At 60.3% G+C, this 22,756-nt stretch carries 18 protein-coding genes, 2 pseudogenes and 1 riboswitch; of the genes and pseudogenes, 13 read left to right on the top strand and 7 right to left on the bottom strand.

What is annotated here, in order from left to right:
• Positions 1-32 precede the first annotated feature (32 nt).
• Positions 33-1,061: a zinc-binding alcohol dehydrogenase family protein gene (locus ACLHDD_RS14615; RefSeq protein WP_427104664.1), complete on the top strand. Its 1,029-nt coding sequence runs from the start codon at positions 33-35 to the stop codon at positions 1,059-1,061.
• 6 nt (positions 1,062-1,067) lie between these two features.
• Here ACLHDD_RS14615 and ACLHDD_RS14610 read toward each other — a convergent pair whose 3' ends face one another.
• Positions 1,068-1,991, bottom strand: coding sequence for a nucleoside hydrolase (locus ACLHDD_RS14610; protein WP_427104663.1), 924 nt, complete (start codon positions 1,989-1,991; stop codon positions 1,068-1,070).
• 117 nt (positions 1,992-2,108) lie between these two features.
• Positions 2,109-2,184, top strand: a riboswitch (Fluoride riboswitch).
• An 88-nt stretch (positions 2,185-2,272) separates the two neighbouring features.
• Here ACLHDD_RS14610 and crcB point away from each other — a divergent pair.
• Together crcB and ACLHDD_RS14600 are read left to right on the top strand one after the other, a co-directional pair.
• The gene (gene crcB / locus ACLHDD_RS14605; protein WP_111142119.1) at positions 2,273-2,650 is read left to right on the top strand and encodes a fluoride efflux transporter CrcB; all 378 of its coding nucleotides are present in this window, start codon (positions 2,273-2,275) and stop codon (positions 2,648-2,650) included.
• A gap of 108 nt (positions 2,651-2,758) precedes the next feature.
• On the top strand, positions 2,759-3,574 hold the full coding sequence (locus ACLHDD_RS14600; RefSeq protein ID WP_427104662.1) for a sugar phosphate isomerase/epimerase family protein: 816 nt from the start codon (positions 2,759-2,761) through the stop codon (positions 3,572-3,574).
• Here ACLHDD_RS14600 and ACLHDD_RS14595 read toward each other — a convergent pair.
• From ACLHDD_RS14595 to ACLHDD_RS14585, 3 genes are all read right to left on the bottom strand, one after another.
• Positions 3,571-4,176 carry an alpha/beta hydrolase gene (locus tag ACLHDD_RS14595; protein ID WP_427104661.1) on the bottom strand — a complete coding sequence of 202 codons (606 nt, stop codon included), beginning with the start codon at positions 4,174-4,176 and terminating at the stop codon, positions 3,571-3,573. The genes ACLHDD_RS14600 and ACLHDD_RS14595 overlap by 4 nt on opposite strands.
• A gap of 10 nt (positions 4,177-4,186) precedes the next feature.
• The gene (locus ACLHDD_RS14590) at positions 4,187-5,128 is read right to left on the bottom strand and encodes a glutathione S-transferase family protein (protein ID WP_427104660.1); all 942 of its coding nucleotides are present in this window, start codon (positions 5,126-5,128) and stop codon (positions 4,187-4,189) included.
• A 98-nt stretch (positions 5,129-5,226) separates the two neighbouring features.
• Entirely contained in the window at positions 5,227-6,132 is a 906-nt protein-coding gene (locus ACLHDD_RS14585) for a LysR family transcriptional regulator (protein WP_427104659.1), read from the bottom strand.
• 141 nt (positions 6,133-6,273) lie between these two features.
• Here ACLHDD_RS14585 and ACLHDD_RS14580 point away from each other — a divergent pair, with 141 nt between their 5' ends.
• A complete protein-coding gene (locus tag ACLHDD_RS14580) occupies positions 6,274-7,398 on the top strand; it encodes a GNAT family N-acetyltransferase (protein WP_427104658.1) in 1,125 nt (374 codons plus the stop codon).
• Here the strand turns inward: ACLHDD_RS14580 and ACLHDD_RS14575 are convergent.
• Complete coding sequence (locus ACLHDD_RS14575) at positions 7,395-9,227, bottom strand: ABC transporter ATP-binding protein (protein ID WP_427104657.1); 1,833 nt, start codon at positions 9,225-9,227, stop codon at positions 7,395-7,397. The genes ACLHDD_RS14580 and ACLHDD_RS14575 overlap by 4 nt on opposite strands.
• A 72-nt stretch (positions 9,228-9,299) precedes the next feature.
• Between ACLHDD_RS14575 and ACLHDD_RS14570 the strand changes: the two genes are divergently transcribed.
• On the top strand, positions 9,300-9,800 hold the full coding sequence (locus ACLHDD_RS14570; RefSeq protein WP_427104656.1) for a GNAT family N-acetyltransferase: 501 nt from the start codon (positions 9,300-9,302) through the stop codon (positions 9,798-9,800).
• 35 nt (positions 9,801-9,835) lie between these two features.
• On the opposite strand, the gene ACLHDD_RS14565 is transcribed toward ACLHDD_RS14570, so the two are convergent.
• Positions 9,836-10,753, bottom strand: coding sequence for a sugar ABC transporter substrate-binding protein (locus tag ACLHDD_RS14565; protein ID WP_427104655.1), 918 nt, complete (start codon positions 10,751-10,753; stop codon positions 9,836-9,838).
• Between the two features lie 417 nt (positions 10,754-11,170).
• Between ACLHDD_RS14565 and ACLHDD_RS14560 the strand changes: the two genes are divergently transcribed.
• The 8 genes and pseudogenes from ACLHDD_RS14560 (at position 11,171) to ACLHDD_RS14525 (ending at position 21,743) form a co-directional block, all read left to right on the top strand.
• Positions 11,171-12,562 carry an MFS transporter gene (locus ACLHDD_RS14560; RefSeq protein WP_427104654.1) on the top strand — a complete coding sequence of 464 codons (1,392 nt, stop codon included), beginning with the start codon at positions 11,171-11,173 and terminating at the stop codon, positions 12,560-12,562.
• Positions 12,563-12,826: 264 nt separating this feature from the next.
• Entirely contained in the window at positions 12,827-13,993 is a 1,167-nt protein-coding gene (locus ACLHDD_RS14555) for an HD-GYP domain-containing protein (protein ID WP_427104653.1), read from the top strand.
• Positions 13,994-14,101: 108 nt separating this feature from the next.
• The gene (kdpF, locus tag ACLHDD_RS14550) at positions 14,102-14,191 is read left to right on the top strand and encodes a K(+)-transporting ATPase subunit F (RefSeq protein ID WP_010253443.1); all 90 of its coding nucleotides are present in this window, start codon (positions 14,102-14,104) and stop codon (positions 14,189-14,191) included.
• On the top strand, positions 14,191-15,879 hold the full coding sequence (gene kdpA, locus ACLHDD_RS14545) for a potassium-transporting ATPase subunit KdpA (protein WP_427104652.1): 1,689 nt from the start codon (positions 14,191-14,193) through the stop codon (positions 15,877-15,879). The genes kdpF and kdpA overlap by 1 nt, the downstream gene beginning before the upstream one ends.
• Positions 15,876-17,924 (top strand): potassium-transporting ATPase subunit KdpB, encoded by a 2,049-nt coding sequence (kdpB, locus tag ACLHDD_RS14540; RefSeq protein ID WP_427104651.1) that lies wholly within the window; start codon positions 15,876-15,878, stop codon positions 17,922-17,924. The genes kdpA and kdpB overlap by 4 nt, the downstream gene beginning before the upstream one ends.
• Before the next feature lie 10 nt (positions 17,925-17,934).
• Positions 17,935-18,501, top strand: a complete 567-nt coding sequence (gene kdpC / locus ACLHDD_RS14535) for a potassium-transporting ATPase subunit KdpC (RefSeq protein WP_427104650.1) — start codon at positions 17,935-17,937, stop codon at positions 18,499-18,501.
• 16 nt (positions 18,502-18,517) lie between these two features.
• A pseudogene (kdpD, locus tag ACLHDD_RS14530) lies at positions 18,518-21,191 on the top strand (two-component system sensor histidine kinase KdpD).
• A 54-nt stretch (positions 21,192-21,245) separates the two neighbouring features.
• Complete coding sequence (locus tag ACLHDD_RS14525) at positions 21,246-21,743, top strand: TIGR00645 family protein (RefSeq protein WP_427104649.1); 498 nt, start codon at positions 21,246-21,248, stop codon at positions 21,741-21,743.
• A 61-nt stretch (positions 21,744-21,804) separates the two neighbouring features.
• Here the strand turns inward: ACLHDD_RS14525 and ACLHDD_RS14520 are convergent.
• Positions 21,805-22,754 (bottom strand): annotated as a pseudogene (locus ACLHDD_RS14520) (LysR family transcriptional regulator).
• Positions 22,755-22,756 lie beyond the last annotated feature (2 nt).

The following is a 22,756-nucleotide window of genomic DNA, read 5'->3' as shown; positions in this document are numbered from 1 at the left end:
CTAACTGCCTGCAGGACAACCGGAGAATCACTATGACAACAATGAAAGCACTGCTCATTGCAGAACCCCGCAGAATGGTATGGGCCCGCCGCGACCTGCCGACACCCGCCGCAGGCGAGGCGCTGATTAAAATTCTGACCGCCGGGATTTGCGGCACAGATATCCACGCCTGGTCGGGCAACCAGCCGTTTTTCAGCTATCCGCGTGTACTGGGCCATGAAATCTGTGCTGAAGTGGTGGCGCTGGGCTGCGGCGCTGAGGGGGTTCAGCCGGGCCAGCGGGTGGCGCTGATGCCTTACATCGCCTGCCTGACGTGTGACGCCTGCCAGAGCGGCCGGACCAACTGCTGTGAGCAGATTTCCGTGATTGGCGTGCATCAGGATGGCGGCTTCAGCGATTACCTGAGCGTGCCGGTCAGTACGTTGCTGGCGGTGGATGAGGTCGCACCGGAGGCGGCTGCGCTGATTGAGCCGTTCGCCATCAGCGCCCATGCGGTGCGGCGTGCCGCAGTGGAGGCGGATGAGCAGGTGCTGGTGGTCGGTGCCGGGCCAATCGGGCTGGGCGTTGCTGCCATTGCAGCCGCCAGCGGCGCACAGGTCGTGGTCGCCGATACCAGTGAATTTCGTCGCCAGCATGTCGCCGATCGGCTTGGCCTGGCCGCACTCGATCCGGCTGATGCGACGTTTATCACGGCGCTGCGCGAACAGTTTGGTGGCCGGCTGGCGCTGAAGGTGATCGACGCCACGGGCAACCCGGCCGCGATGAACAATGCGGTTAACCTGATGCGGCACGGCGGCACTGTCGTTTATGTCGGCCTGCACAAAGGCGATCTGGTGATCCCGGATAGTGAATTTCACAAGAAAGAGACCACGCTGATGGGCAGCCGCAACGCCACCCGCGAGGATTTCGATCGGGTGTGTGCGCTGATGGCCAGCGGCCAGTTACGTGCCGACATGATGCTCAATCATCACCTGGCCTTCTCGACGCTGGATCAGACATTTGAAGCGCAGGTCATAAATAACCGTGAACTGATCAAAGGCGTGATTCATTTCGACCGCTAACGGGCGTCAGGGCGCGGCGGTCAGGGTTTCAAAGAAGTGCGCCCGCACCGCGTCTGCGTCCACGGCGAGCGCGACACGCTGGGCGGGCAGACCGGCAAACGGATCGGCGCGTGAGGCCAGCACGCTCACTCTGCGTACCGTCTGGCCGCAGGCGATTCCCTCGGTGATGACGCGCAGCGGGCTTTCTATGAGGGTAAAGGCCTGGGGCAGTGTCAGCCACGCTACTGCCAGGGTGTCGTGCAGCGCCATGCCGCTGAACCCCTCTTTCGCCAGGCTATAGGCCAGATAAGGGCGACAGATCGCACTCAGGACCGGCTGATTCAGGCGCTGCACTTCTTCGCCGCTGATTAACACCTTGTGCGTGACGTCCAGCGGGATCACCACCACCTTCAGCGCCGAGGCGAGCACCTGATCGGCGGCGTGCGGATCTTTCCAGATATTGAATTCACTGAAGGGCGTCACATTACCGCTGTGGCCATCGGTGCCAAACGCGCCGCCCATGATCACCAGCTCCTTCACCAGCGGAATAATATCCGGCGCCTGATTGATAGCCGTGGCGATATTGGTCAGCGGCCCTATCGCCACCAGCGTAATCTGATGCGGCTGTGCCCGTACGCTGTCGATAATAAACTGCACCGCGCCCGGTGCCCGATCGCTGTAGGCATTTTCAAAAGCATCACCCAGTCCGTCTTCACCGTGCAGTGCCGCGGGTGCAGAGGGGGCCAGCGCCAGCGGTCGTGAACAGCCCCGATATACCTCCGCCTCAATGGCCATTTTTTCGCAAAACAGCCGGGCATTTTTTACCGCCTGACCTACCGGCACATTGCCGAACACCGTGGTAATCCCCAGCAGGTGCTGCGTTCGCGCCGCATAGGCCAGCGCAAAGGCGTCATCCACGCCGATATCAGTGTCAAAAATCAGGGTACGCATAAGATCTCCGCAACAGGCTGTAAAGCATCAGCATTACCGTGCCAGCCGCGCCGCCGTCAAGCGTTTCAGCCTTTCCGGGCGTCTGCTTGCCAGCCGTAAACAGGCATCGTATTATCAGCGGCTCAAGGTGATGGCGTGCCACCTTTCCCAACCGCCGGTGGGCTTAACACCGGCTGATGACGCCTGATACTCAATCCTTTCGCGGGAGCTGAGATGTCAGGCGCTGTTTATCTTTGCCCTTCTCCCTCAGCCCGGCGTGAATCTGCAATCAGGAGCAGAATATGTTGAAACCTTTACTGGCTGTGATGATCGGCGGCTCGGCCGGCTGTGTGCTGCGCTGGTTCTTCTCGGTGCGCTTTAATGCGCTCTTTCCCAATCTGCCGCCCGGCACCCTGCTGGTGAATCTTATCGGCGGTCTGGTGATCGGCGGGGCGATGGCCTGGTTTGTCCGCCATCCCGACATCGACCCGGTGTGGAAACTGCTGATCGTCACCGGACTGTGCGGCGGGCTGACGACGTTCTCCTCGTTCACGGCAGAATTAATGGGCTTGCTACAATCAGGGAAGTATCTCTGGGCGATGGCCAGTGCGCTGGTGCATGTCATTGGCTCGCTGCTGATGGCGTTTGCCGGTTTTGCGCTGGTAACGCTGTTGAGCTGACTACTGGTCTGCGGGCCGCAACGCGCCAGAGATCGAGAGGGATTCAGGTAACGCGCAGCGTGCGCGGATCCTGAACTCGCCGATTATTCCGGACTAAGGAGCAGAGCCATGCCAACCCAACCGACTTTCCTTAACCTGGTGCTGTTGAGCGGTGAACCCTGTCAGAAGCTGCAGGCGGCGCGTGACGCCGGTTTTGATCAGGTGGAGATCTGGCGCGAAGATGTTGAGGCGCACAGCGGCGGCGCGGCGGCGCTGGCGGCGATCGCCGCCCGGCAGGGGCCGGGCTTTACCAATCTTCAGGTGCTGCGTGATTTCAGCGGCGCGCCGGCTGAACTGCGTGCGCAGAAGCGCGAAGAGCTGCGCCAGTTTATTCAGATGGCTCAGGCGCTGGGCTGCGACACCATTCAGGCACCGGCCACGACCCGCGAGGATTGCTGCGCCGATCAGATCGATGATGACCTGCGCTGGATGGCGTCGGAAGCTGCGCGTCACAATATGCGCATCATGTATGAACCCATGGCCTGGTGCAGCGTGGATAATACCCTGCCACTGGCGTGGCAGCGGCTGCAGCGGCTCGATCAGCCCAACATCGGGCTGGTAGTCGATCTGTTCCATATCTGCGCACGGGGCGGCGATGCCTCGCAGCTGGACGGCATTCCTGCCGACCGCATTTATGAAGTGCAGCTCTGCGATATGGCCGCTATGCCCGCACAGGATAAGCAGAGCCTGATGGCAATGGCGAAGCACCAGCGCCTGCTGCCCGGCGAAGGGATTATCGACGTCAGACGCTTTGTCGATAAACTAAAAAGTGCGGGCTATCAGGGGCCGGTGGGCATTGAAGTCTTCAATGATGCGCTGAAACGTCTGCCGCCCGACGTCGCGGCAGACAAGGCCTGGCAGGCGTTAACCCGCTGCTGGGGCTAATCCTGTAAGCACTGCGCGATAAACGCGGCAGCGTGCATCGCACCCTGCGCAGAAATAGTGTGAGCGGTAGCAGGTTCAAACTGCGTTGTAACCGGTACTTCGGCCGCCCGGAGTCGTGCGGCGGCAGATTCGCTCTCCTGCCACGGGATCACCTCATCGGCCTGACCGTGGATCAGCAGGGCAGGCACATGGGGCTGCGGCGTCAGTTCACCGTCAACTGCCAGACGGCCGGAAAAGGCGACTACGCCCGCCAGCGGATAACGGCCAGAGGCCAGCGCATCCAGCGCCATGATCGACCCCTGCGAGAAACCGACCAGCACCACATCCTGCCAGCGGTCAGCGAAGCCATGCTGCGCGATAATCCCGCTCAGCGTTGCGTCAAACGCCGCCCTTGCCGCTCTGACCCGGCCCGGGCGGTTCTCTGGCGTCACGTCCGTCAGGCTGAACCACTGATAACCCAGGCCGACGGGAAAAGGTTCCGGGGCATTGGGAGAGGCAAAAACCACCTCCGGCAACAGCGTCGCCCAGTGACGGCCAATCGGTGCCAGATCGTCGCCATTGCTGCCCACGCCATGCAGAAAAATCACCAGTGCCTTTGCCATCCTGACTCCTTTAAAAACCGTATTCACTCAGATCGGGGCCTGCCGGAACAATTCCGTTCGGATTCAGTGCCTTGATCGAATAGTAACCCTGTTTAATATGGTCGATATTGACCGTTTCGCGTATGCCAGAAACCGACAGCATGCTCTTAAGATAGCGATTCAGCAGCGTATAGTCGCGTATCCGGCGCAGGTTGCATTTGAACAGGCCATGATAGGCCGCGTCAAAGCGGATCAGGGTGACGAACAGCCGGATATCCGTTTCTGTCAGCCGCTCACCCAGCAGGAAAGTACGACCATCGCCCAGCAGGGCTTCCAGTTCATCAAGCTGGCTGAAGACATCACTGAAGGCCGCCTGATAGCTCACCGGGGTGGTGGCAAAGCCCGCACGGTAGACGCCATTGTTGAGACGCGGATAGAGACTCTCGTTCAGTGCATCAATCTCCGCACGCAGCGCCGCAGGGTAGAGGTCGATACGGTTGTCGGCCAGATCGCCAAAGCCGCTGTTAAACATGCGCACGATGTCCGCCGATTCGTTGCTGACGATGGTGCCGGTTTTCTTGTCCCACAGGACCGGCACGGTGGCGCGGCCCGTATAATCGGGCGCGACGCGGGTGTAGATCTCATGCAGATACTGCGCGTTGTTCAGCGGGTCGGGCTGCGCGCCAGGGTAGTTACCAAAGCGCCAGCCCTGCGCGCCGAGCTGTGGCTCGACGACGGTGACGCTAATCAGCGACGTCAGCCCTTTGAGTTTACGGGCAATCAGGGCGCGCGACGCCCACGGGCAGATCAGCGCCACATAGAGATGGTAGCGGTCGGGCTCGGCAGCAAACGCCGTGGAGCCATCGCTGCTGATAAAATGCCGGAAACCGGACGTCTGACGAACAAAACCACCCTGTTTATCGGTGGCCTGCACCGGATGCCAGTCACTACTCCATTTGCCTTCTACTAACATCGTGCGACTCCTCTGTGATTTGAGCCGCAGCATAACTTATGACTAAAAGACTGATAATACGGTCAAAAAGACAATAATTTATTCCATTATGGACGAAATCAAGCGGGCGGAGAGTGGGTGAAGTGGGTGACCAGAAAGTCGATAAGCAGGCGCGCCCGATGGGCTAGATGACGGGCAGGCGGATAGACGGCAAAAAGGCCCAGTGGCGGAGTGTCAAAATTTGCCAGAAGATGGACAACTTCTCCGCGCAGGAGTGCAGGGGCCGCGATAAAGCCGGGCAGGCGCGCAATTCCCAGTCCGGCTACCGCCGCCTGCAGGCAGGCTTCAGTATTGGCGAAGCGCAGACGGCCCCGGACCGGTACGGTAACGATCTCGCGGTTCTCATTGCCGTCGCTGAACGGCCAGTGCCAGGGATCGCGAAAATTGGTGTCGATAATGCACTGGTGCTGCGCCATGTCGCGCCAGTGCTGCGGGGTGCCGAACTGCTCAAGGTAAACCGGCGAGGCGGCGATGCGCACATGCACCTCGCCCAGCTTGCGGGCCACCAGACTGCTGTCACTGAGGTTGCCGATCCGGATCGCCATATCAAAGCCTTCATCGACAATATTGACCGCCCGATCGGAAAAGCTGACATCCAGTTCAATCAGCGGATAGCGCCGCGCAAAGGCGACCAGCACCTGAGAGAGCACCGCGGTACCAAATGAGCCGGGTGCGCTGATCTTCAGCCTGCCGGTGGGGGTGGTGGCGCTTTCGCGCACGCTGGCGTCCAGCGTTTCAAAGGCGTCCAGCAGGTGTTTTACCCGTTCATAGTAGCTGCGGCCGACGTCGGTCGGCGACAGGGCGCGCGTGCTGCGCTTGAACAGCTGCACACCGAGCTGTTGCTCCAGCTTTGACACCAGCTTGGAGGCCTGGCTGCTGCTGGTACCGAGGCGTAACGCCGCCGCCGAAAAGCTGCCGGTTTCCAGCACCGTGACAAACATCCGGTCACAATCGAGTCGATCCATGGCGAAGCCCTGTAGAGGTAAAGTCGCAGTATAGAGGCTGTGTGGAGGGGATGCAGCCTTCACTTTGTGTGCCCTGACTCTTTCGCCGCGGCGGAAAACCTGCTTGACTGATGCTCTGCCCGACGCTGTCTGGAGTATTTCATGTCGCTGATTCACCTGACGTCACTGGCAGCCATTCCGGCCGCCGAGTGGGATGCACTGTTGCCTGATGACCAGCCCTTTTTGCGCCATGCCTTTCTGCTCACGTTAGAAGAAAGTGGCAGCGTGCGGCCTGAGGCGGGCTGGCAGCCTGACCATCTGCTGTGGCAGGAAGAGGGCGTGACCCGTGCCGCGCTGCCGGGCTATCAGAAATATCATTCACAGGGCGAGTATGTCTTCGACCACGCCTGGGCGGATGCCAGCCAGCGCGCCGGTATCCGCTACTACCCGAAATGGCTGGGGGCGATTCCCTTCAGTCCGGTCAGCGGCGCACGTCTGCTGGGGGAGCCGGCCGCCGCCGCACAGCTGCTGTCGGCCCTGCCGGCGAGCCTGCAGCAGCGGGGCCTGAGCGGGGCGCATATCAACTTTACCGATGCAGCGGCTGACCCGCTGCTGGCCGCGCAGCCCGACTGGCTGTTGCGGCTCGGTTGTCAGTATCACTGGCACAATCGCGGCTACCGCGACTTTAAGGATTTCCTGGATACGCTGATGTCACGCAAGCGCAAACAGCTGCGAAAAGAGCGCGAACAGGTGGCGCAGAGCGGCTTTGTGTTTGACCGCTATTCGGGCGATCAGCTGCGCGAAGATCAGTGGGATTTTGTCTACACCTGCTACGCCAACACCTATGCGGTGCGCGGTCAGCGGCCCTATCTGACGCGCACCTTTTTCAGCCTGCTGGCGGAACGGATGCCGCAGAACATTGTGGTGGTGATCGCCCGCCTGCAGCAGCAGCCCGCGGCGATGGCCTTTTACCTGCGGGACAGCCAGACGCTCTATGGCCGCTACTGGGGCTGCCTGGCGGAGTTTGATCGGCTGCACTTCGAAACCTGTTTCTATCAGGGAATGGAACTGGCGATCGAGGCAGGGCTGACGCGGTTTGATGCGGGGGCACAGGGTGAACACAAGCTGGTGCGCGGCTTTGAGCCGCAGCTGACCCACTCCTGGCACTATCTGCTGCACCCCGGCCTGCGTGATGCCGTCGCTGATTTTCTGGTGCAGGAGCGGGAAGGCGTACGCGGCTGGGCGGAAGAAGCCCGCGACGCCTTGCCCTATCGACGCGGCGATTAATCGGCGCCGACAAATCCCCCGGTCTGATGCTGCCAGAGCCGGGCGTAGAGGCCGTTTTTTGCCAGCAGCTCGTGATGGCTGCCCATCTCAGCAATGCCGCCTTTGTCCAGCACCACCAGTCGATCCATTTTCGCGATGGTAGAGAGGCGGTGTGCAATGGCGATCACGGTTTTGCCCTGCATTAACGACTCCAGGCTCTCCTGAATGGCCGCCTCTACTTCGGAGTCGAGCGCCGAGGTTGCCTCATCCATGATCAGGATCGGCGCATCCTTCAGCAGCACACGGGCTATCGCCACGCGCTGACGCTGGCCGCCCGACAGCTTGACGCCGCGTTCGCCGACGTGTGCATCCAGCCCCATGCGGCCCTGCGCGTCGGAGAGCAGCGGAATGAACTCATCGGCGCGGGCGCGCTTCATCGCCAGCTGCAGCGCCGCGTCGCTGGCGTCAGGACGCCCGTAGAGCAGGTTTTCACGGATGGAGCGGTGCAGCAGCGACGTATCCTGGGTGATCATGCCAATCTGACTGCGCAGGCTCTCCTGCGTCACGGCGGCGATGTCCTGATCGTCGATCACAATCCGTCCGCTGTTCAGGTCATAAAGCCGCAGCAGCAGATTCACCAGCGTCGACTTACCGGCGCCTGACGGACCGATCAGACCAATCTTCTCGCCAGGTCTGATAGTAAGGTTAAACCTGTCGATCACCTGCCGGCCACCGCCGTAATCGAAACGCACATCCTCAAAGCGTATTTCACCGCGCGTGACGCGAAGCTGCGTCGCCTGTGGCGCATCCTGCACGCTCAGCGGCTGCGCAATGGTTTTCAGGCCATCCTGTACGGTACCAATATTCTCGAAGATCCCGTTCACCACCCACATGATCCAGCCGGACATATTGACCAGGCGGATCACCAGCCCGGTGGCCAGTGCAATTGCCCCGACGCTGATCAACGACTGGCTCCACAGCCACAGTGCCAGCCCGGAGGTCGAAACAATCAGCAGGCCATTGAGGGCCGACAGGGTCAGATCCATGCTGGTAACCATGCGCCCGGCGTGCTGGGTTTTCTCTGTCTGTTCCTGAATCGCCTCACGCGCATACTGACGTTCCAGGTCGCTATGGGCGAACAGTTTGAGAGTGGCAATATTGGTATAGCCATCCACAATGGTGCCCATCAGCTTCGAACGGGCTTCCGAGGAAACCACTGAACGTGTTTTAACGCGTGGCACAAAGAAGCGTAGTGAGGCGCTGTAGGCCACCATCCAGATAATCAGCGGGATCATCAGCCGCCAGTCGGCACCGGCAAACAGCACCAGCGAGGTGACGGCGTAGATCAGCACATGCCAGATAGCGTCCACCAGCTGCACCGCCGAGTCACGCAGTGAGCTGCCGGTCTGCATAATGCGCTGGGCGATGCGCCCGGCAAAGTCGCTCTGGAAAAAGTTGAGGCTCTGGCGCAGCACGTAGTTATGATGCTGCCAGCGGATCATGCTGGTCATGCCGGGGCTGATACTCTGATGCACCAGCATGTCATGCAGGCCGATAAACACCGGCCGCAGAATCAGCGCCACTGTCCCCATCCACAACAGCAGTGGCCAGTTATCCCGGAACAGCGTGGCGGGCGTGGAGTGATTGACCATATCAATGATGCGGCTCAGATAACTGAACAGCGACACCTCGATCAGCGCGGACGCCAGTCCCACCACCAGCAGGGCGGCAAAGCTCGGCCAGACCTGCCGCAGATAGAAGAAATAAAACGACCAGACCGTTGAAGGGGGCGAATCGGCAGGCGCGTCATGAAAAATATTGATAAAACGTTCAAAACGGCGATACAACATAGCGATATTCTTTCCATCCGGTTAAGAGCTACAGCTTAGTGCATGAACACAGTCAGGCTAAAAGGAGAAAATATGGAAATCACTATTCGGGCACGGGAACCGCAGGACGCAGCGGCCTATCAACGACTGTACAGCCATCCCGATGTCTACCCCTGGACGCTGCAACTGCCGTTTCCCAGCGTGGCCACGTGGGAGAAAAAATTCGCCAGAATGGATGCCGAGGGCTTCATCGCCTTTGTGGCGGAAATCGACGGCGTGCTGGCCGGTGAGCTGACGCTGTTTGTCGAAAACAAGCCGCGCACCCGCCACTGCATCAGCTTCGGACTGGGCGTGCATCCCGATTTTGCCGGACGTGGCGTGGGTGAGCGTCTGATCCGCACCGCGCTCGACTATGCCCGCAACTGGCTGGGCATTACCCGCATGGAGCTGGAAGTGTTTCACGACAACGACCGGGCGCTGCGACTCTATGAGCGGCTGGGCTTCGAGCGTGAGGGGATGAAGCGTCAGGCTGCCCTGCGCGACGGCCAGTTACGCGATGTGGTGATGATGGCGAAGTTGCTGCACGAAAAGTGAGAAACGGAGCGGCGGCAGAGCCGCTCCGCCGCGCCCTACGGATTCTTACTGCTGTAGTGCTGCATGTTCTGCGGTGTCACCAGCTCAAACGGGATCCACTGATGTGAGTCGACTTTCTGCCCTTTAATCAGCTGCTGCGCGACCTCAACGGATTTTCTGCCCTGACCCTGCGCGTCCTGGAATACCGTCACCGCCAGTCTGCCGCTCGCCAGCGCCTTCAGTCCATCCGGCGTGGCATCAATACCGCCCACCAGAATCGTTTTCTTCGGCTTCGCCTGCGCAATCGCCATCGTGGCACCAATCGCCATTTCGTCATTGTTGGCGGCCACAATGTCGATCGCTTCGCCGTTCGACAGCCAGCTGAGCATTAAATCCATTCCCTCGTTGCGCGCATAGTTAGCGGTCTGCTTCAGCACCACTTTCATCCCGGGATACTTTGCGACCACCTGTTCCACATCTCTGGTGCGCTGCAACGCACCCGCGTCGCTGAGGTTACCGATCATAATGGCAACGTTGCCGCGATAACCCGCCAGCTTCGCCAGCGCCTCCATCTGCAGCGTGCCCGATTCGCGTTCATCCGACCCCACAAACACCACGCCCGGCGGCAGGGTTTTATCACCCGGCGTGCGGTTAACGTAAACCAGCGGAATATGGGCCTGCTGCGCCAGCCTGGTCAGGGCAGGCGTGCTGGCGGAGTCGACCGGATCGACAATGATCGCGTCTACGCCAGCGCTGATAAAACTCTGCACCTGATCGGTCTGACGGCCCACATCGCCCCGGGCGTCTTCGAACTGTGCATCAAGCTTTTGCGCTCTGGCCTCTTTGTCGATCGCCTGACGAATAAGGGTGAGAAAGTTCTGGTCAAAATAGGCCATTGAAACACCGATTTTCTCCGCCAGCGCGGAGGAGGAAAGCGCGAACAGACAGAGCAGGGCCCAGGCACGTTTTTTCATAGCAGACTCCCGAGGTTAACCGGATGAAACGGATTTTTCGTTTTTATTCTTAATGGATAAAAATCATCATTGGCAGCTTATGAACAGGCATGAGGTTTGACAACCGGCCCTTTTCACTCTTGCTGGCGATGCCACACTTTGGCCTGAAATCAGTGCGCCATAGTGCGCCGTGCCTGCGAAATCCGCGACACGACGCACACTCTGCGGCAGTAAGCCGGGGCTTTTCACACTTTTGTGCAGCATCGCACTCAGGGTTGTGAAGGTTGTCAGAAAACCATTCAATCGGCCCGGATATTCTCAACATCCGCACAATGCTCCCGCGTCAGCCTCCTGCTTATATTTTCTGAAGCGGGAAATCTCAGCGTTATTCCTGAACCTCTTCGTGGCGTCACCTGTCCTTTTTAAGGAGTCCAGCTCATGCCTGCATATCAGACAACTCAACGCACCTCCCATGTCCGCATCGGGATCCTCTTTCTGATCCTGTTCCTGTCGGTCGTGGCCTATGCCGACCGCTCGATCCTCTCGATCTCCGGCTCGGCGATCAAAGAGGCATTTGGCCTGTCGGCAATTCAGCTGGGATTGATCCTTTCTGCTTTCAGCTGGGCCTATGTCATCGGGCAGATCCCGGGCGGGCTGCTCCTTGACCGTTTCGGCGCGAAAAAGGTGTACGGCGTGACGCTGGCGCTCTGGTCCCTCTCAACGCTGGCAATGGGGCTGACACGGGAGTTCTCCAGCGGCATGACCGGTGCGCTGGTGCTGATGTTCACTCTGCGCTTTCTGCTGGGACTGATTGAAGCGCCCAGCTTCCCGGCCAATGCGCGCGTCGTCATTATGTGGTTCCCCGGTTCAGAGCGGGGGCGTGCCTCATCGCTGTTCAGTTCGGCGCAATATTTTGCGGTGGCAATCTTCTCGCCGCTTTCCGGCTGGCTGGTTTCACGTTTTGGCTGGGAATGGCCATTCTTTGTGCTGGGGAGCATCGGCCTGCTGGCCGTGGTTGTCTGGGTCGCCTGGATGCGGGAGCCGCGCAAACATCCCGGCGTATCGGAAAGCGAACTGCGCCATATCATTGAGGGCGGCGGACTGGTGGATATCGACGCCGAGCAGACGCTGAAGGCACGGCCTCCGGTCAGTAAAGCGATGTTCAGAACGCTGCTGACCAATCGCATGCTCTGGTGCGCTTACCTGGGCCAGTACTGCATCATCGCGCTCAGCTATTTCTTTATCACCTGGTTTCCCATCTATCTGGTACAGGCTCGCGGTATGGACATTATGGAGGCGGGTTTCGCCACTATTGCCCCGGCGCTGGCGGGATTTCTGGGTGGGATTAGCGGCGGTTACCTGTCAGATAAGCTCATCGCCCGCGGGTGGAGTGTCTCCCGGGCGCGTAAAACGCCCTATATCGTGGGCATGCTGATGGCCTCCAGCCTGGTACTGGCGGCGATCATTCCCGGTAATACGGGTATTATCCTCATCATGTCTTTCGCCTTTTTTGGCAAAGGCGTAGCTGCAGGCGCCGGCACCTGGACCGTGATCAGCGACACCGCGCCCAAAGAGGCTGTGGGCCTGGCGGGCGCCATATTTAACGGCATCGGTAACATTGCTGGTTTCACTACACCGCTGCTGTTCGGCATTATCGTCGGGCTGACTGGCAACTACAGCATTGGGCTGGCATTTGTCGCGGCTCACTGTGTGGTCGCGGCTCTGCTGTTCCTGCTGGTAATGGGACCGATTGAACGGGTAGGTGAACAGACCCGTCATCCTGCAGCCCGCGACGGGCAGCAAAAACAGGCGGGCATCAGGGTCCTGTAGTGGGCTGAATAAAGAGGGGCGCTGTCGCCTCTCTGCAGAGTAACCCCTTCCTTACGGGACAGAGATGTGCATGCTCTCTGACTGCGTTGGGACAGACAGCATGCCTGGCGTTTTCACAGCCGCCCGCGATTCTCAGCACGGCGGGCGCGCTCCTCTGACCACACAAGCGGCCACGCGCTTCGCACAAAACAGCCTGAAGAAAATTTATCCAGCTGCCGATATCACCTATCACCTTACCACCCGCAGATATAAAGGAGTGATAGCGTGATAAAGCTGATTACTATCGATGAACTGCGCCCTGGTATGTTTATCCACAAGCTGGAAGTCTGGTGGGTAAAGGACCAGCGCATTCATAATCAGATGCTGATCGCCGATCCACGACAAATCGACCTGTTACGTAACGAAGGGATCCGCCAGCTCTGGATCGACCTCGATCGATCGGTTCAGGCACCGATCGCTTCCCCGATCGTAACAAAACCGATCGCCCGAACGCCCTTTTTTCAGGAGCTGGATCAGGCTCAGCAGATCTTTCAGCAGGGCAAAACGAAAGTGCTGGCGATGTTCAATGAGGTCAGGCTGGGCAACAGCCTGAAGCTGGACTATATGATGGGCCTGGTGGATGAGATCGCCGGGTCCATCACGCGTGAACCCTCGGCCATGCTCAGCGTGGCGCGGCTCAAGAATCATGATGACTATACCTATCTGCATTCGATGGCCGTCTGCGGACTCATGATTGCGCTGGGTAAAAAACTGGGTCTGGATGAGCACGGGTTGCGCCGGGTGGGTATGGGTGGTTTGCTGCATGACGTCGGTAAAGCCGCTGTGCCGCTGGCGATCCTGAATAAAGCCGGCAGCCTGGACGACGAGGAGCTGCGGGTGATGCGTGAGCATCCGGTGACAGGCGCACAAATCCTGATTGAGTGCGATGCGGATAGCGATCTGATCGACATCGCGCTGCATCATCATGAAAAATATGATGGCAGTGGCTATCCGCACAGGCTGAAAGGCGAGGAGATTTCGCTCTACGCGCGCATGTCGGCGGTATGTGATGTCTATGATGCCGTGACTTCGACCCGCGCCTACCGCAACGGCTGGACACCGGCAGAGGCGATGCATCAGATGATGAGCTGGCGTGGCCACTTTGATCCGGCCCTGCTGCACACCTTTATACGCACCATCGGCATCTATCCGGTGGGCTCGCTGGTGCGTCTGGCCTCCGGCCGGGTGGCCCTGGTGGTGAAAGCGGGCGAAAAATCGCTGATGCGTCCCTGTGTGCATGTCTTCTGGTCGCTGCACGCCCAGCGTGAAGTGAAACCGCAACAGCTCGATTTAGGCGACAGTTTCTGTACCGATAGCATCGTGGGCGCAGAAGACAGCTCCCGGTGGAACAGCGTCGATCTGAATCGTATCTGGGCGCTGGAAGTCGCCTGATATTTCGCCATTTTTACACAATTTTTACGCCTGCCCGCTGCATTTTAACCCCTTCTTTATACGTCTCCGCGCAAGCTAAACCCTGAATCCAAACCTCTGGAGGTTCCTGTGAGCGTGGGCGTAATAACCGGCATTGTGCTGGTGGTGTTGTTACTGGGCTATCTGATTTATGCCCTGTTAAATGCGGAGGCCTTCTGATGGCGGCTAATGCTTTTTTACTCATTGCATTTTATCTGGTGCTGCTGATGGTACTGGCGCAGCCGCTGGGACGGGGGCTGGCGTCATTAATCGCGGACAAACCCCTCTTTGCCCGTCTGGAGGCGCCATTATGGCGGCTGCTGGGCGCACAGCAGTCGGAGATGCGCTGGCCGCACTACCTGCTGGCGATTCTGCTGTTCAATGCGCTGGGCTTCGTGCTGCTGCTGGCGATTCTGCTGATGCAGGGCTCGCTGCCGCTGAATCCCCAGCAGCTGCCTGGCCTGAGCTGGCATCTGGCGCTGAATACCGCTGTGAGCTTTGTCACCAATACCAACTGGCAGTCCTACAGTGGCGAAAGCACCCTGAGCTATTTCAGTCAGATGGTGGGCCTGACGGTGCAGAACTTCCTCTCTGCCGCAACCGGCATCGCCGTGGCGTTTGCCCTGATCCGGGGGTTCGCGAATCGCAGCAGCGCGACGCTGGGTAACGCCTGGCGTGACCTGACGCGTATCACGCTCTACGTTTTACTGCCCATCAGCCTGCTGATGGCGCTGTTCTTTGTCAGTCAGGGCAGCATTCAGAACTTTTTGCCCTATCACAGCTTCACTACCCTGGAAGGCATGCAGCAGACGCTGCCGATGGGGCCGGTGGCGTCGCAGGAAGCGATCAAAATGCTGGGCACCAATGGGGGCGGTTTCTTCAACGCCAACTCCGCCCATCCGTTTGAGAACCCGACCGTGCTGACGAACCTGGTGCAGATGCTCAGCATTTTCCTGATCCCGGCGGCACTCTGCTTTGCATTCGGTGAAAGCGTGCGCGACCGCCGTCAGGGCCACATGCTGCTCTGGGCGATGACGCTGATGTTTGTTGCTGCCGTGGCGGTGGTGATGTGGGCCGAACTGCAGGGTAATCCGCACTTCCTGCAGCTGGGCGCAGACAGCGCCGTCAACATGGAAGGCAAAGAGACACGCTTTGGCATCCTCAACAGCAGCCTGTTTGCGGTGATTACCACAGCGGCTTCCTGCGGCGCGGTGAATGCAATGCACGACTCCTTTACCGCACTGGGCGGGATGGTGCCGATGTGGCTGATGCAGCTGGGCGAGGTGGTCTTTGGTGGTGTCGGCGCAGGCCTCTACGGCATGCTGCTGTTTGTGCTGCTGGCGGTGTTTATTGCCGGACTGATGATTGGCCGTACCCCGGAGTTCCTGGGTAAAAAAGTCGACGTGTGGGAGATGAAGATGACCGCGCTGGCGATTCTGGTCACGCCGGCGCTGGTGCTGATTGGCACAGCCCTGGCGATGATGACGGACGCCGGACGCAGCGCCATGGCCAACCCGGGCATTCACGGCTTCAGCGAAGTGCTCTATGCGGTCTCCTCGGCAGCCAATAACAACGGCAGCGCCTTTGCCGGACTGAGTGCTAACACCCCGTTCTGGAACCTGTTACTGGCTGTCTGCATGCTGCTGGGCCGTTTCGGCATCATCATTCCGGTCATGGCCATTGCCGGTGCGATGGCGGTGAAAAAAGTGCAGCCGGTGGGTAACGGTACGCTGCCAACGCATGGCCCGCTGTTTATTGCGCTGCTGATTGGCACCGTTCTGCTGGTGGGTGCACTGACCTTTATTCCTGCTCTGGCCCTGGGTCCGGTGGCTGAGCATCTGCAACTTGTTCAGGGACAATCCTCATGAGTCGTCAACAACAGGCATTATTCGACGCAGCCCTGCTGCGTACCTCGGCCTGGGATGCGGTGAAAAAGCTCGATCCGCGGGTGCAATTCCGTAATCCGGTGATGTTTGTCGTCTGGCTCGGCAGCGTTCTGACCTCGCTGCTGGCGCTGGCGATGCTGACTGGCCACATCAGCGGCAGTGCCAGCTTTACCGGCGCGATTGCGCTCTGGCTCTGGTTTACCGTGCTGTTCGCTAACCTGGCGGAGGCGCTGGCGGAAGGACGCAGTAAGGCGCAGGCCAGCAGTCTGAAAGGGGTAAAAAAGACCAGCTTTGCTAAAAAACTCGCGGCGGCGCGCTATGGTGCAGAGTGGCAGCAGGTGGCCGCCGATCAGCTGCGCAAAGGCGACGCGGTGCTGGTAGAGGCAGGTGACATCATTCCCTGCGACGGAGAAGTCGTGGAGGGCGGTGCCTCGGTGGATGAGAGTGCGATTACCGGTGAGTCTGCACCGGTGATCCGTGAATCGGGTGGGGACTTCGCCTCTGTTACCGGCGGGACCCGCATCCTTTCGGACTGGCTGGTGATCACCTGTAGCGCCAACCCGGGCGAAACCTTCCTTGACCGGATGATCGCCATGGTTGAGGGCGCGAAACGCCGTAAAACGCCGAATGAAATCGCACTGACCATCCTGCTGGTCTCACTGACGATCGTCTTTCTGCTGGCCACCGTGACGCTCTGGCCGTTCTCAGCCTGGGGCGGCACGCCGGTCAGCGTGACGGTGCTGGTGGCGCTGCTGGTCTGCCTGATCCCGACCACCATCGGGGGCTTGCTGTCGGCGATTGGTGTGGCCGGTATGAGCCGGATGCTGGGGGCCAACGTCATCGCGACCAGTGGTCGCGCAGTTGAGGCGGCGGGGGATGTAGACGTGCTGATGCTGGATAAAACCGGCACCATCACGCTCGGCAACCGTCAGGCAACCCAGTTCCTGCCCGCGCCGGGCGTGAGCGAAGAGCAGCTGGCCGATGCCGCGCAGCTCGCCTCACTGGCCGATGAGACGCCGGAAGGCCGCAGCATCGTGGTGCTGGCGAAACAGCAGTTTAATCTGCGCGAGCGCGATCTCAGCAGCATGGGGGCCAGCTTTATTCCCTTCTCTGCGCAGACCCGCATGAGCGGCGTCAACGTGCAGGATCGCCTGATCCGCAAGGGCGCTGTGGATGCGGTACGTCGCCACATTGAAGCGAATCAGGGCCGTTTTCCTGCCGAGGTCAACGCTCAGGTGGAAGAGGTCGCCCGCACGGGCGGAACGCCACTGGTGGTCGCCGAAGGGGCGAACGTGCTGGGCGTAGTGGCGCTGAAGGATATCGTGAAAGGCGGCATCAAAGAGCGTTTTGCCGAGCTGCGCAAGATGGGCATCAAAACGGTAATGATCACCGGCGACAACCCGCTGACGGCGGCGGCAATTGCCGCCGAAGCGGGCGTGGATGATTTTCTCTCTGAGGCGACGCCGGAAGCGAAGCTGGCACTGATTCGCCAGTATCAGGCGGAAGGGCGGTTAGTGGCGATGACCGGTGACGGCACCAACGATGCCCCTGCCCTGGCGCAGGCGGATGTGGCGGTGGCGATGAACTCCGGTACGCAGGCGGCAAAAGAGGCGGGCAACATGGTCGATCTCGACTCAAACCCGACCAAGCTGCTGGAGGTGGTACACATCGGCAAACAGATGCTGATGACGCGTGGTTCGCTCACCACCTTCAGCATCGCCAACGATGTCGCGAAATATTTCGCCATTATTCCGGCGGCGTTTGCGGCGACCTATCCGCAGCTCAACATGCTTAATGTAATGCAGCTGCACTCGCCCGCCAGCGCCATTCTGTCGGCAGTGATCTTTAACGCGCTGGTGATTATTTTCCTGATCCCGCTGGCGCTGAAAGGCGTTAGCTATCGCCCGCTCAGCGCGGCGGCCCTGCTGCGTCGCAACCTGCTGATTTACGGGCTGGGTGGTCTGCTGGTGCCGTTCGTCGGCATCAAAGCCATCGATCTGCTGTTAGTGTTATCAGGCATGGCCTGAGGAGAGAAAAATGAGTCAGTTACGTCCGGCCGTTTTACTGCTGTTGCTGCTTACGCTGGTTACCGGCGTGGTTTATCCTTTCCTTACCACCGGACTGGCGCAGGCGCTGTTTCCTTCTCAGTCCGGCGGCTCGCTGCTGGAAGAGGAGGGCGCTGCTCGCGGGTCAGCGCTGATTGGCCAGAACTTCACGCAGCCCGGTTATTTCTGGGGCCGCCCTTCCGCCACCAGTGATAAGCCCTATAACCCGCTCTCCTCCGGCGGCAGTAATCTGGCCGCCAGTAACCCGGCGCTGGACAAGGCGGTAGCGGAGCGCGTCGCGGCACTGCGCGCGGCTAATCCGCAGGCATCTGCCGCAGTGCCGGTTGAGCTGGTGGCCGCCTCCGCCAGCGGCCTGGACCCCGATATTTCGGCGCAGGCTGCCCTGTGGCAGGCGCCGCGTATTGCTGCCAGCCGCCATTTGCCGTTACCGCAGGTAGAGGCGCTGATTGAGAAGATGACGCACCGTCCGCTGATGCCTTTCCTGGGGACGCCGACTGTCAATGTGTTGCAGCTGAATATGGCGCTCAACGAACTGTAATGGTGTTAAGAAAGCGATGAACCACGAACCTCAGCGTCCCGACCCTGACGCGCTGCTGCAGGCGAACCGCGAAACGCATCGCGGGCGACTGAAAATTTACTTTGGTGCCTGTGCAGGCGTGGGCAAAACCTACGCCATGCTGCAGGAGGCACAGCGGCTGCGTGCGCAGGGGCTGGATGTCCTGATCGGCGTGGTTGAAACCCATGAGCGGCCGGAAACTGCCCAGCTGCTGACAGGCTTAACGCTGCTGCCGCGCCGCGCCACCGGTCGTTCACGCCATGCAGAGTTCGATCTGGATGCCGCACTGGCCCGCCATCCGGCCGTGATCCTGATGGATGAGCTGGCGCATACCAACGTTCAGGGATCGCGCCATCCCAAACGCTGGCAGGATATCGAGGAGCTGCTGGAAGCGGGCATCGACGTCCTCACCACCGTTAACGTGCAGCACCTGGAAAGCCTTAACGATGTGGTCGGGGGCGTGACCGGCATTCAGGTACGTGAAACCGTGCCCGATCCCTTCTTCGATAGCGCGGATGAGGTGGTGCTGGTCGATCTGCCCCTGACGATCTGCGTCAGCGGCTGAAAGAGGGCAAGGTTTACATTGGCGACCGCGCGGAACGCGCCATCGAAAACTTTTTCCGCAAAGGCAACCTCTTCGCCCTGCGTGAGCTGGCCCTGCGCCGCACGGCCGATCGGGTGGACGATCAGATGCGTGCCTGGCGTGATCAGCAGGGCCGGGATCGCGTCTGGCACACCCGTGACGCGATTCTGCTCTGCATTGGTGACGACAGCGGCAGTGAAAAGCTGGTGCGCACCGCCGCCCGGCTGGCCGCGCGGCTCGGCAGTGAGTGGCACGCGGTCTATGTTGAAACGCCCCGATTGCACCGGCTGCCGGAAGCCCGCCGACGGGCGATTCTGCGCACCTTACAGCTGGCGCAGGAGCTGGGGGCGGAAACCGCCACGCTCTCTGAACCGGATGAGGCGGAAGCGGTGCTGGGCTACGCCCGCGAGCATAATCTGGGCAAAATTGTGACCGGCCGTCGCCCGCTACGGCGCTGGCGGCGCGACAGTTTTGCCGAACGGCTGGGGCAGCTGGGGCCGGATCTCGATCTGCTGGTGGTGGCGCTGGATGAGCCGCTCAGGGATGCACCCCATCCGCTGCCGGATGGCCGTGTCAGCAGCGAAAAATGGCGGATGCAGCTGCGCGGCGTGATGATGGCGCTGGTGCTCTGCGTTGTCGTCACCGCCGCCGGGCAGTCCGTGCTGATCAACTTCGATCCCGCCAACTGCGTAATGATCTATCTGCTGGCCGTGGTGATCGTGGCGCTGCGCTATGGCCGCTGGCCCTCGGTGATCGCCACCGTGATGAATATCGTCGCCTTTGACCTCTTCTTTGTCGCGCCGACCGGCACCGTTGCGGTCTCCGACCTGCAATATCTGGTGACTTTCGGTGTAATGCTGGCGGTGGGCGTCATCGTCGGTAATCTGACGGCGGGCGTGCGCTATCAGGCACGAGTCGCCCGCTATCGTGAGCAGCGGGCGCGTCAGCTCTATGAGATGGCGAAATCGCTGGGGAGCGCGTTAACGCCGCAGGATATCGCCGCCACCAGCCAGCGGGTGCTTGACGTCACGCTACAGGCGCGCTGTCTGCTGCTGCTGCCGGACGAGCAGGGTGAGCTGCAGCCGGTCGGCGAGGCGCTTCCCACCAGCGAGCCGGATCGGGCGATTGCGAAATGGAGCTACAGCAAAGGCCAGCCGGCGGGCGCTGGCACCGACACCTTACCGGCGGTGCCTTATCAGATTCTGCCGCTGAAAAGTGGCGCGCACTGCCGCGGCCTGCTGGTGGTGGAGCCGCAGAACCTGCGTCAGCTGATGATCCCCAGCAGCAGCGGCTGGTGGAGACGTTTACCGTGCTGATTGCCAACGCCCTGGAGCGGATGGCGCTGTCGCACAGCGAGGCGGTGTCCCGGCTCGCGGCCGAGCGGGAACAGCTGCGCAATGCGCTGTTGTCGGCGCTGTCGCACGACCTGCGCACCCCGCTGACTGTGCTGTTTGGTCAGGCGGAGATGCTGATGCTCGACCTTGCGGGTGATAACTCAAAATATGTGCCGCAGGCGAGTCAGATCCGCGAACAGACGCTGAGCACTATCCGGCTGGTCAGCAACATGCTGGATATGGCGCGCATCCAGTCGGGCGGGCTGAATCTGCGGGAAGAGTGGCTGGCGCTGGAGGAGGTGATCGGCGGCGCGCTGAGCAGCATGGCACCGTCGCTGAAGGGGCATGAGGTTCAGCTCGACCTGCCGGCTGACATTGTGCTGATCAAGGGCGACAGCACGCTGCTGGAGCGGGTCTTCACCAATCTGATCGAGAACAGCCTGAAGTATGCCGGTAACTGTGCGCCGCGCGGTATCCGCGCCTGGTGCGCCGCTGACCGGCTGGAGATTTCAGTCTGGGATGGCGGGCCGGGCATTGCCGAAGCGGATCTCAGCCGGATATTTGATAAGTTCTCACGCGGCGATAAAGAGTCGTCGGTGCCGGGCGTGGGGCTGGGGCTGGCGATCTGTAAGACCATTATTGAGAGCCACGGCGGGCAGATCTGGGCTGAAAACCGGGCAGAAGGGGGCGCGGCTTTTCGTCTCTCACTGCCTCTGCCGCCCGCGCCTGAAATTTCTGAAGAAGGGCTGAAATAACTTCACAGTGAATCGGTTATACTCCCGGACCTGTCTGATTACGTGTGGGATTGTATGGAACGTTTTACCGAAAACCTGATGTATGCATCGCGCTGGCTGCTGGCTCCGGTTTACATTGGACTTTCGCTGGGATTGCTGGCGCTGACCATTAAATTTTTCCAGGAAATTTTTCACCTGCTGCCCAACATTTTCAGCATTGCGGAAAACGATCTGATCCTGTTGCTGCTGTCACTGGTGGATATGACGCTGGTCGGTGGCCTGCTGGTGATGGTGATGCTCTCAGGCTATGAGAACTTCATCTCTAAGCTTGATATCGACGAAGATAAAGAGAAGCTGAGCTGGCTGGGAAAAATGGACTCCGGCTCGCTGAAGAACAAAGTGGCCGCCTCTATCGTCGCCATCTCCTCGATTCACCTGCTGCGGGTGTTTATGGAAGCGCGCAATGTCGATAACGGCAAGCTGATGTGGTACGTGATTATCCACCTGACTTTTGTGCTTTCCGCCTTTGTGATGGGCTGGCTGGACAAGCTGTCGCGTAGTGAAAAAAAGTAACCTCTCTCTGGTAGCCCGCTGACGCGGGCGCCTGTTTTATCTGCTTCTCACTGTTTTTTGATTATCCTACGGGCTGAACGCGCGGCGAGGCCGGACGCGTGCCAGCCAGCTGCGGCATGACCTCTTTGATCATGGCAAAAAAGTGTTGCAGCCGGGCCGGATAGTAACTCGCCCAGGGGTAGGTCAGCCACACCGGCAGGGGGGAGCCTGCCAGGCGGGCACCAGCTGCACCAGGCTGCCCGCGGCCAGGTCCTCCTGTACCGCCCAGGAGGAGACAATCGCCGCACCCATGCCCGCCAGCGCCGCTTTCCGCACGGCATAGAGACTGTCACTGGCGAGCCGCGGTGTGATCGGCAGGTTCACCGGCTGACCGTCATCAATCTTCTGCAGCGCCACCTCATTACGGTAAAAACTGGTCAGCGCCAGCCAGGGTAGGTCGCGCAGCTGTCCGACCTGTTCAACCGGCGGCTGTCGGGCCAGCAGCGCCGGAGCCGCCACCACAATGCGCGGCACTTCGGCCAGCAGAACGGCGACGACAGAGGGATCGGTGGGTGCGCCGACCTGAATCGCGCAGTCAACGTTCTCCGCGATGAAATCAGGCGTCCGGTCATTCAGCATCCACTCAATATTGAGCCGGGGATAGCGGTTCAGATAGTCGACCAGCGGGGCGATGAGCTGATCCTGACCAAAGGCATGCGGGGCGCGCACCCGCAGCGTCCCCACCGGATCGGCACTGGCACCGGTCAGCGCATCCTCCAGCGCATGCCAGGTCGCCAGCAGCTCCCGGGCCTGCGCATAGCAGCGTTCGCCATCATCGGTGAGCTTCAGGGCATGGGTGGTGCGCAGAATGAGCTTCAGGCCGAGCCGCTGCTCCAGAGATTGCAGCCGACGGCTGACCGTCGGTTGGGTGGTGCCGAGCTGAACGGCGGCGGCGGATAAGCTGCCGCTCTCGACGATACGGATAAAAGTCTGCATCAGGTCAATACGATCGCTGCTGTTGGGGTTGTTCATAC

The sequence above is a fragment of the Pantoea sp. NSTU24 genome, from assembly GCF_050157905.1.
Taxonomy (GTDB): Bacteria; Pseudomonadota; Gammaproteobacteria; order Enterobacterales; family Enterobacteriaceae; genus Pantoea.
This window is presented reverse-complemented; position numbering and strand designations above follow the sequence as displayed.

Excerpts from the sequence above, each read along its gene's own strand:
- ACLHDD_RS14615 (WP_427104664.1), top strand. The coding sequence starts at position 33 with ATGACAACAATGAAAGCACTGCTCATTGCAGAACCCCGCAGAATGGTA.
- ACLHDD_RS14610 (WP_427104663.1), bottom strand. The coding sequence starts at position 1,991 with ATGCGTACCCTGATTTTTGACACTGATATCGGCGTGGATGACGCCTTT.
- crcB (WP_111142119.1), top strand. The coding sequence starts at position 2,273 with ATGTTGAAACCTTTACTGGCTGTGATGATCGGCGGCTCGGCCGGCTGT.
- ACLHDD_RS14600 (WP_427104662.1), top strand. The coding sequence starts at position 2,759 with ATGCCAACCCAACCGACTTTCCTTAACCTGGTGCTGTTGAGCGGTGAA.
- ACLHDD_RS14595 (WP_427104661.1), bottom strand. The coding sequence starts at position 4,176 with ATGGCAAAGGCACTGGTGATTTTTCTGCATGGCGTGGGCAGCAATGGC.
- ACLHDD_RS14590 (WP_427104660.1), bottom strand. The coding sequence starts at position 5,128 with ATGTTAGTAGAAGGCAAATGGAGTAGTGACTGGCATCCGGTGCAGGCC.
- ACLHDD_RS14585 (WP_427104659.1), bottom strand. The coding sequence starts at position 6,132 with ATGGATCGACTCGATTGTGACCGGATGTTTGTCACGGTGCTGGAAACC.
- ACLHDD_RS14580 (WP_427104658.1), top strand. The coding sequence starts at position 6,274 with ATGTCGCTGATTCACCTGACGTCACTGGCAGCCATTCCGGCCGCCGAG.
- ACLHDD_RS14575 (WP_427104657.1), bottom strand. The coding sequence starts at position 9,227 with ATGTTGTATCGCCGTTTTGAACGTTTTATCAATATTTTTCATGACGCG.
- ACLHDD_RS14570 (WP_427104656.1), top strand. The coding sequence starts at position 9,300 with ATGGAAATCACTATTCGGGCACGGGAACCGCAGGACGCAGCGGCCTAT.
- ACLHDD_RS14565 (WP_427104655.1), bottom strand. The coding sequence starts at position 10,753 with ATGAAAAAACGTGCCTGGGCCCTGCTCTGTCTGTTCGCGCTTTCCTCC.
- ACLHDD_RS14560 (WP_427104654.1), top strand. The coding sequence starts at position 11,171 with ATGCCTGCATATCAGACAACTCAACGCACCTCCCATGTCCGCATCGGG.
- kdpA (WP_427104652.1), top strand. The coding sequence starts at position 14,191 with ATGGCGGCTAATGCTTTTTTACTCATTGCATTTTATCTGGTGCTGCTG.
- kdpB (WP_427104651.1), top strand. The coding sequence starts at position 15,876 with ATGAGTCGTCAACAACAGGCATTATTCGACGCAGCCCTGCTGCGTACC.
- kdpC (WP_427104650.1), top strand. The coding sequence starts at position 17,935 with ATGAGTCAGTTACGTCCGGCCGTTTTACTGCTGTTGCTGCTTACGCTG.
- ACLHDD_RS14525 (WP_427104649.1), top strand. The coding sequence starts at position 21,246 with ATGGAACGTTTTACCGAAAACCTGATGTATGCATCGCGCTGGCTGCTG.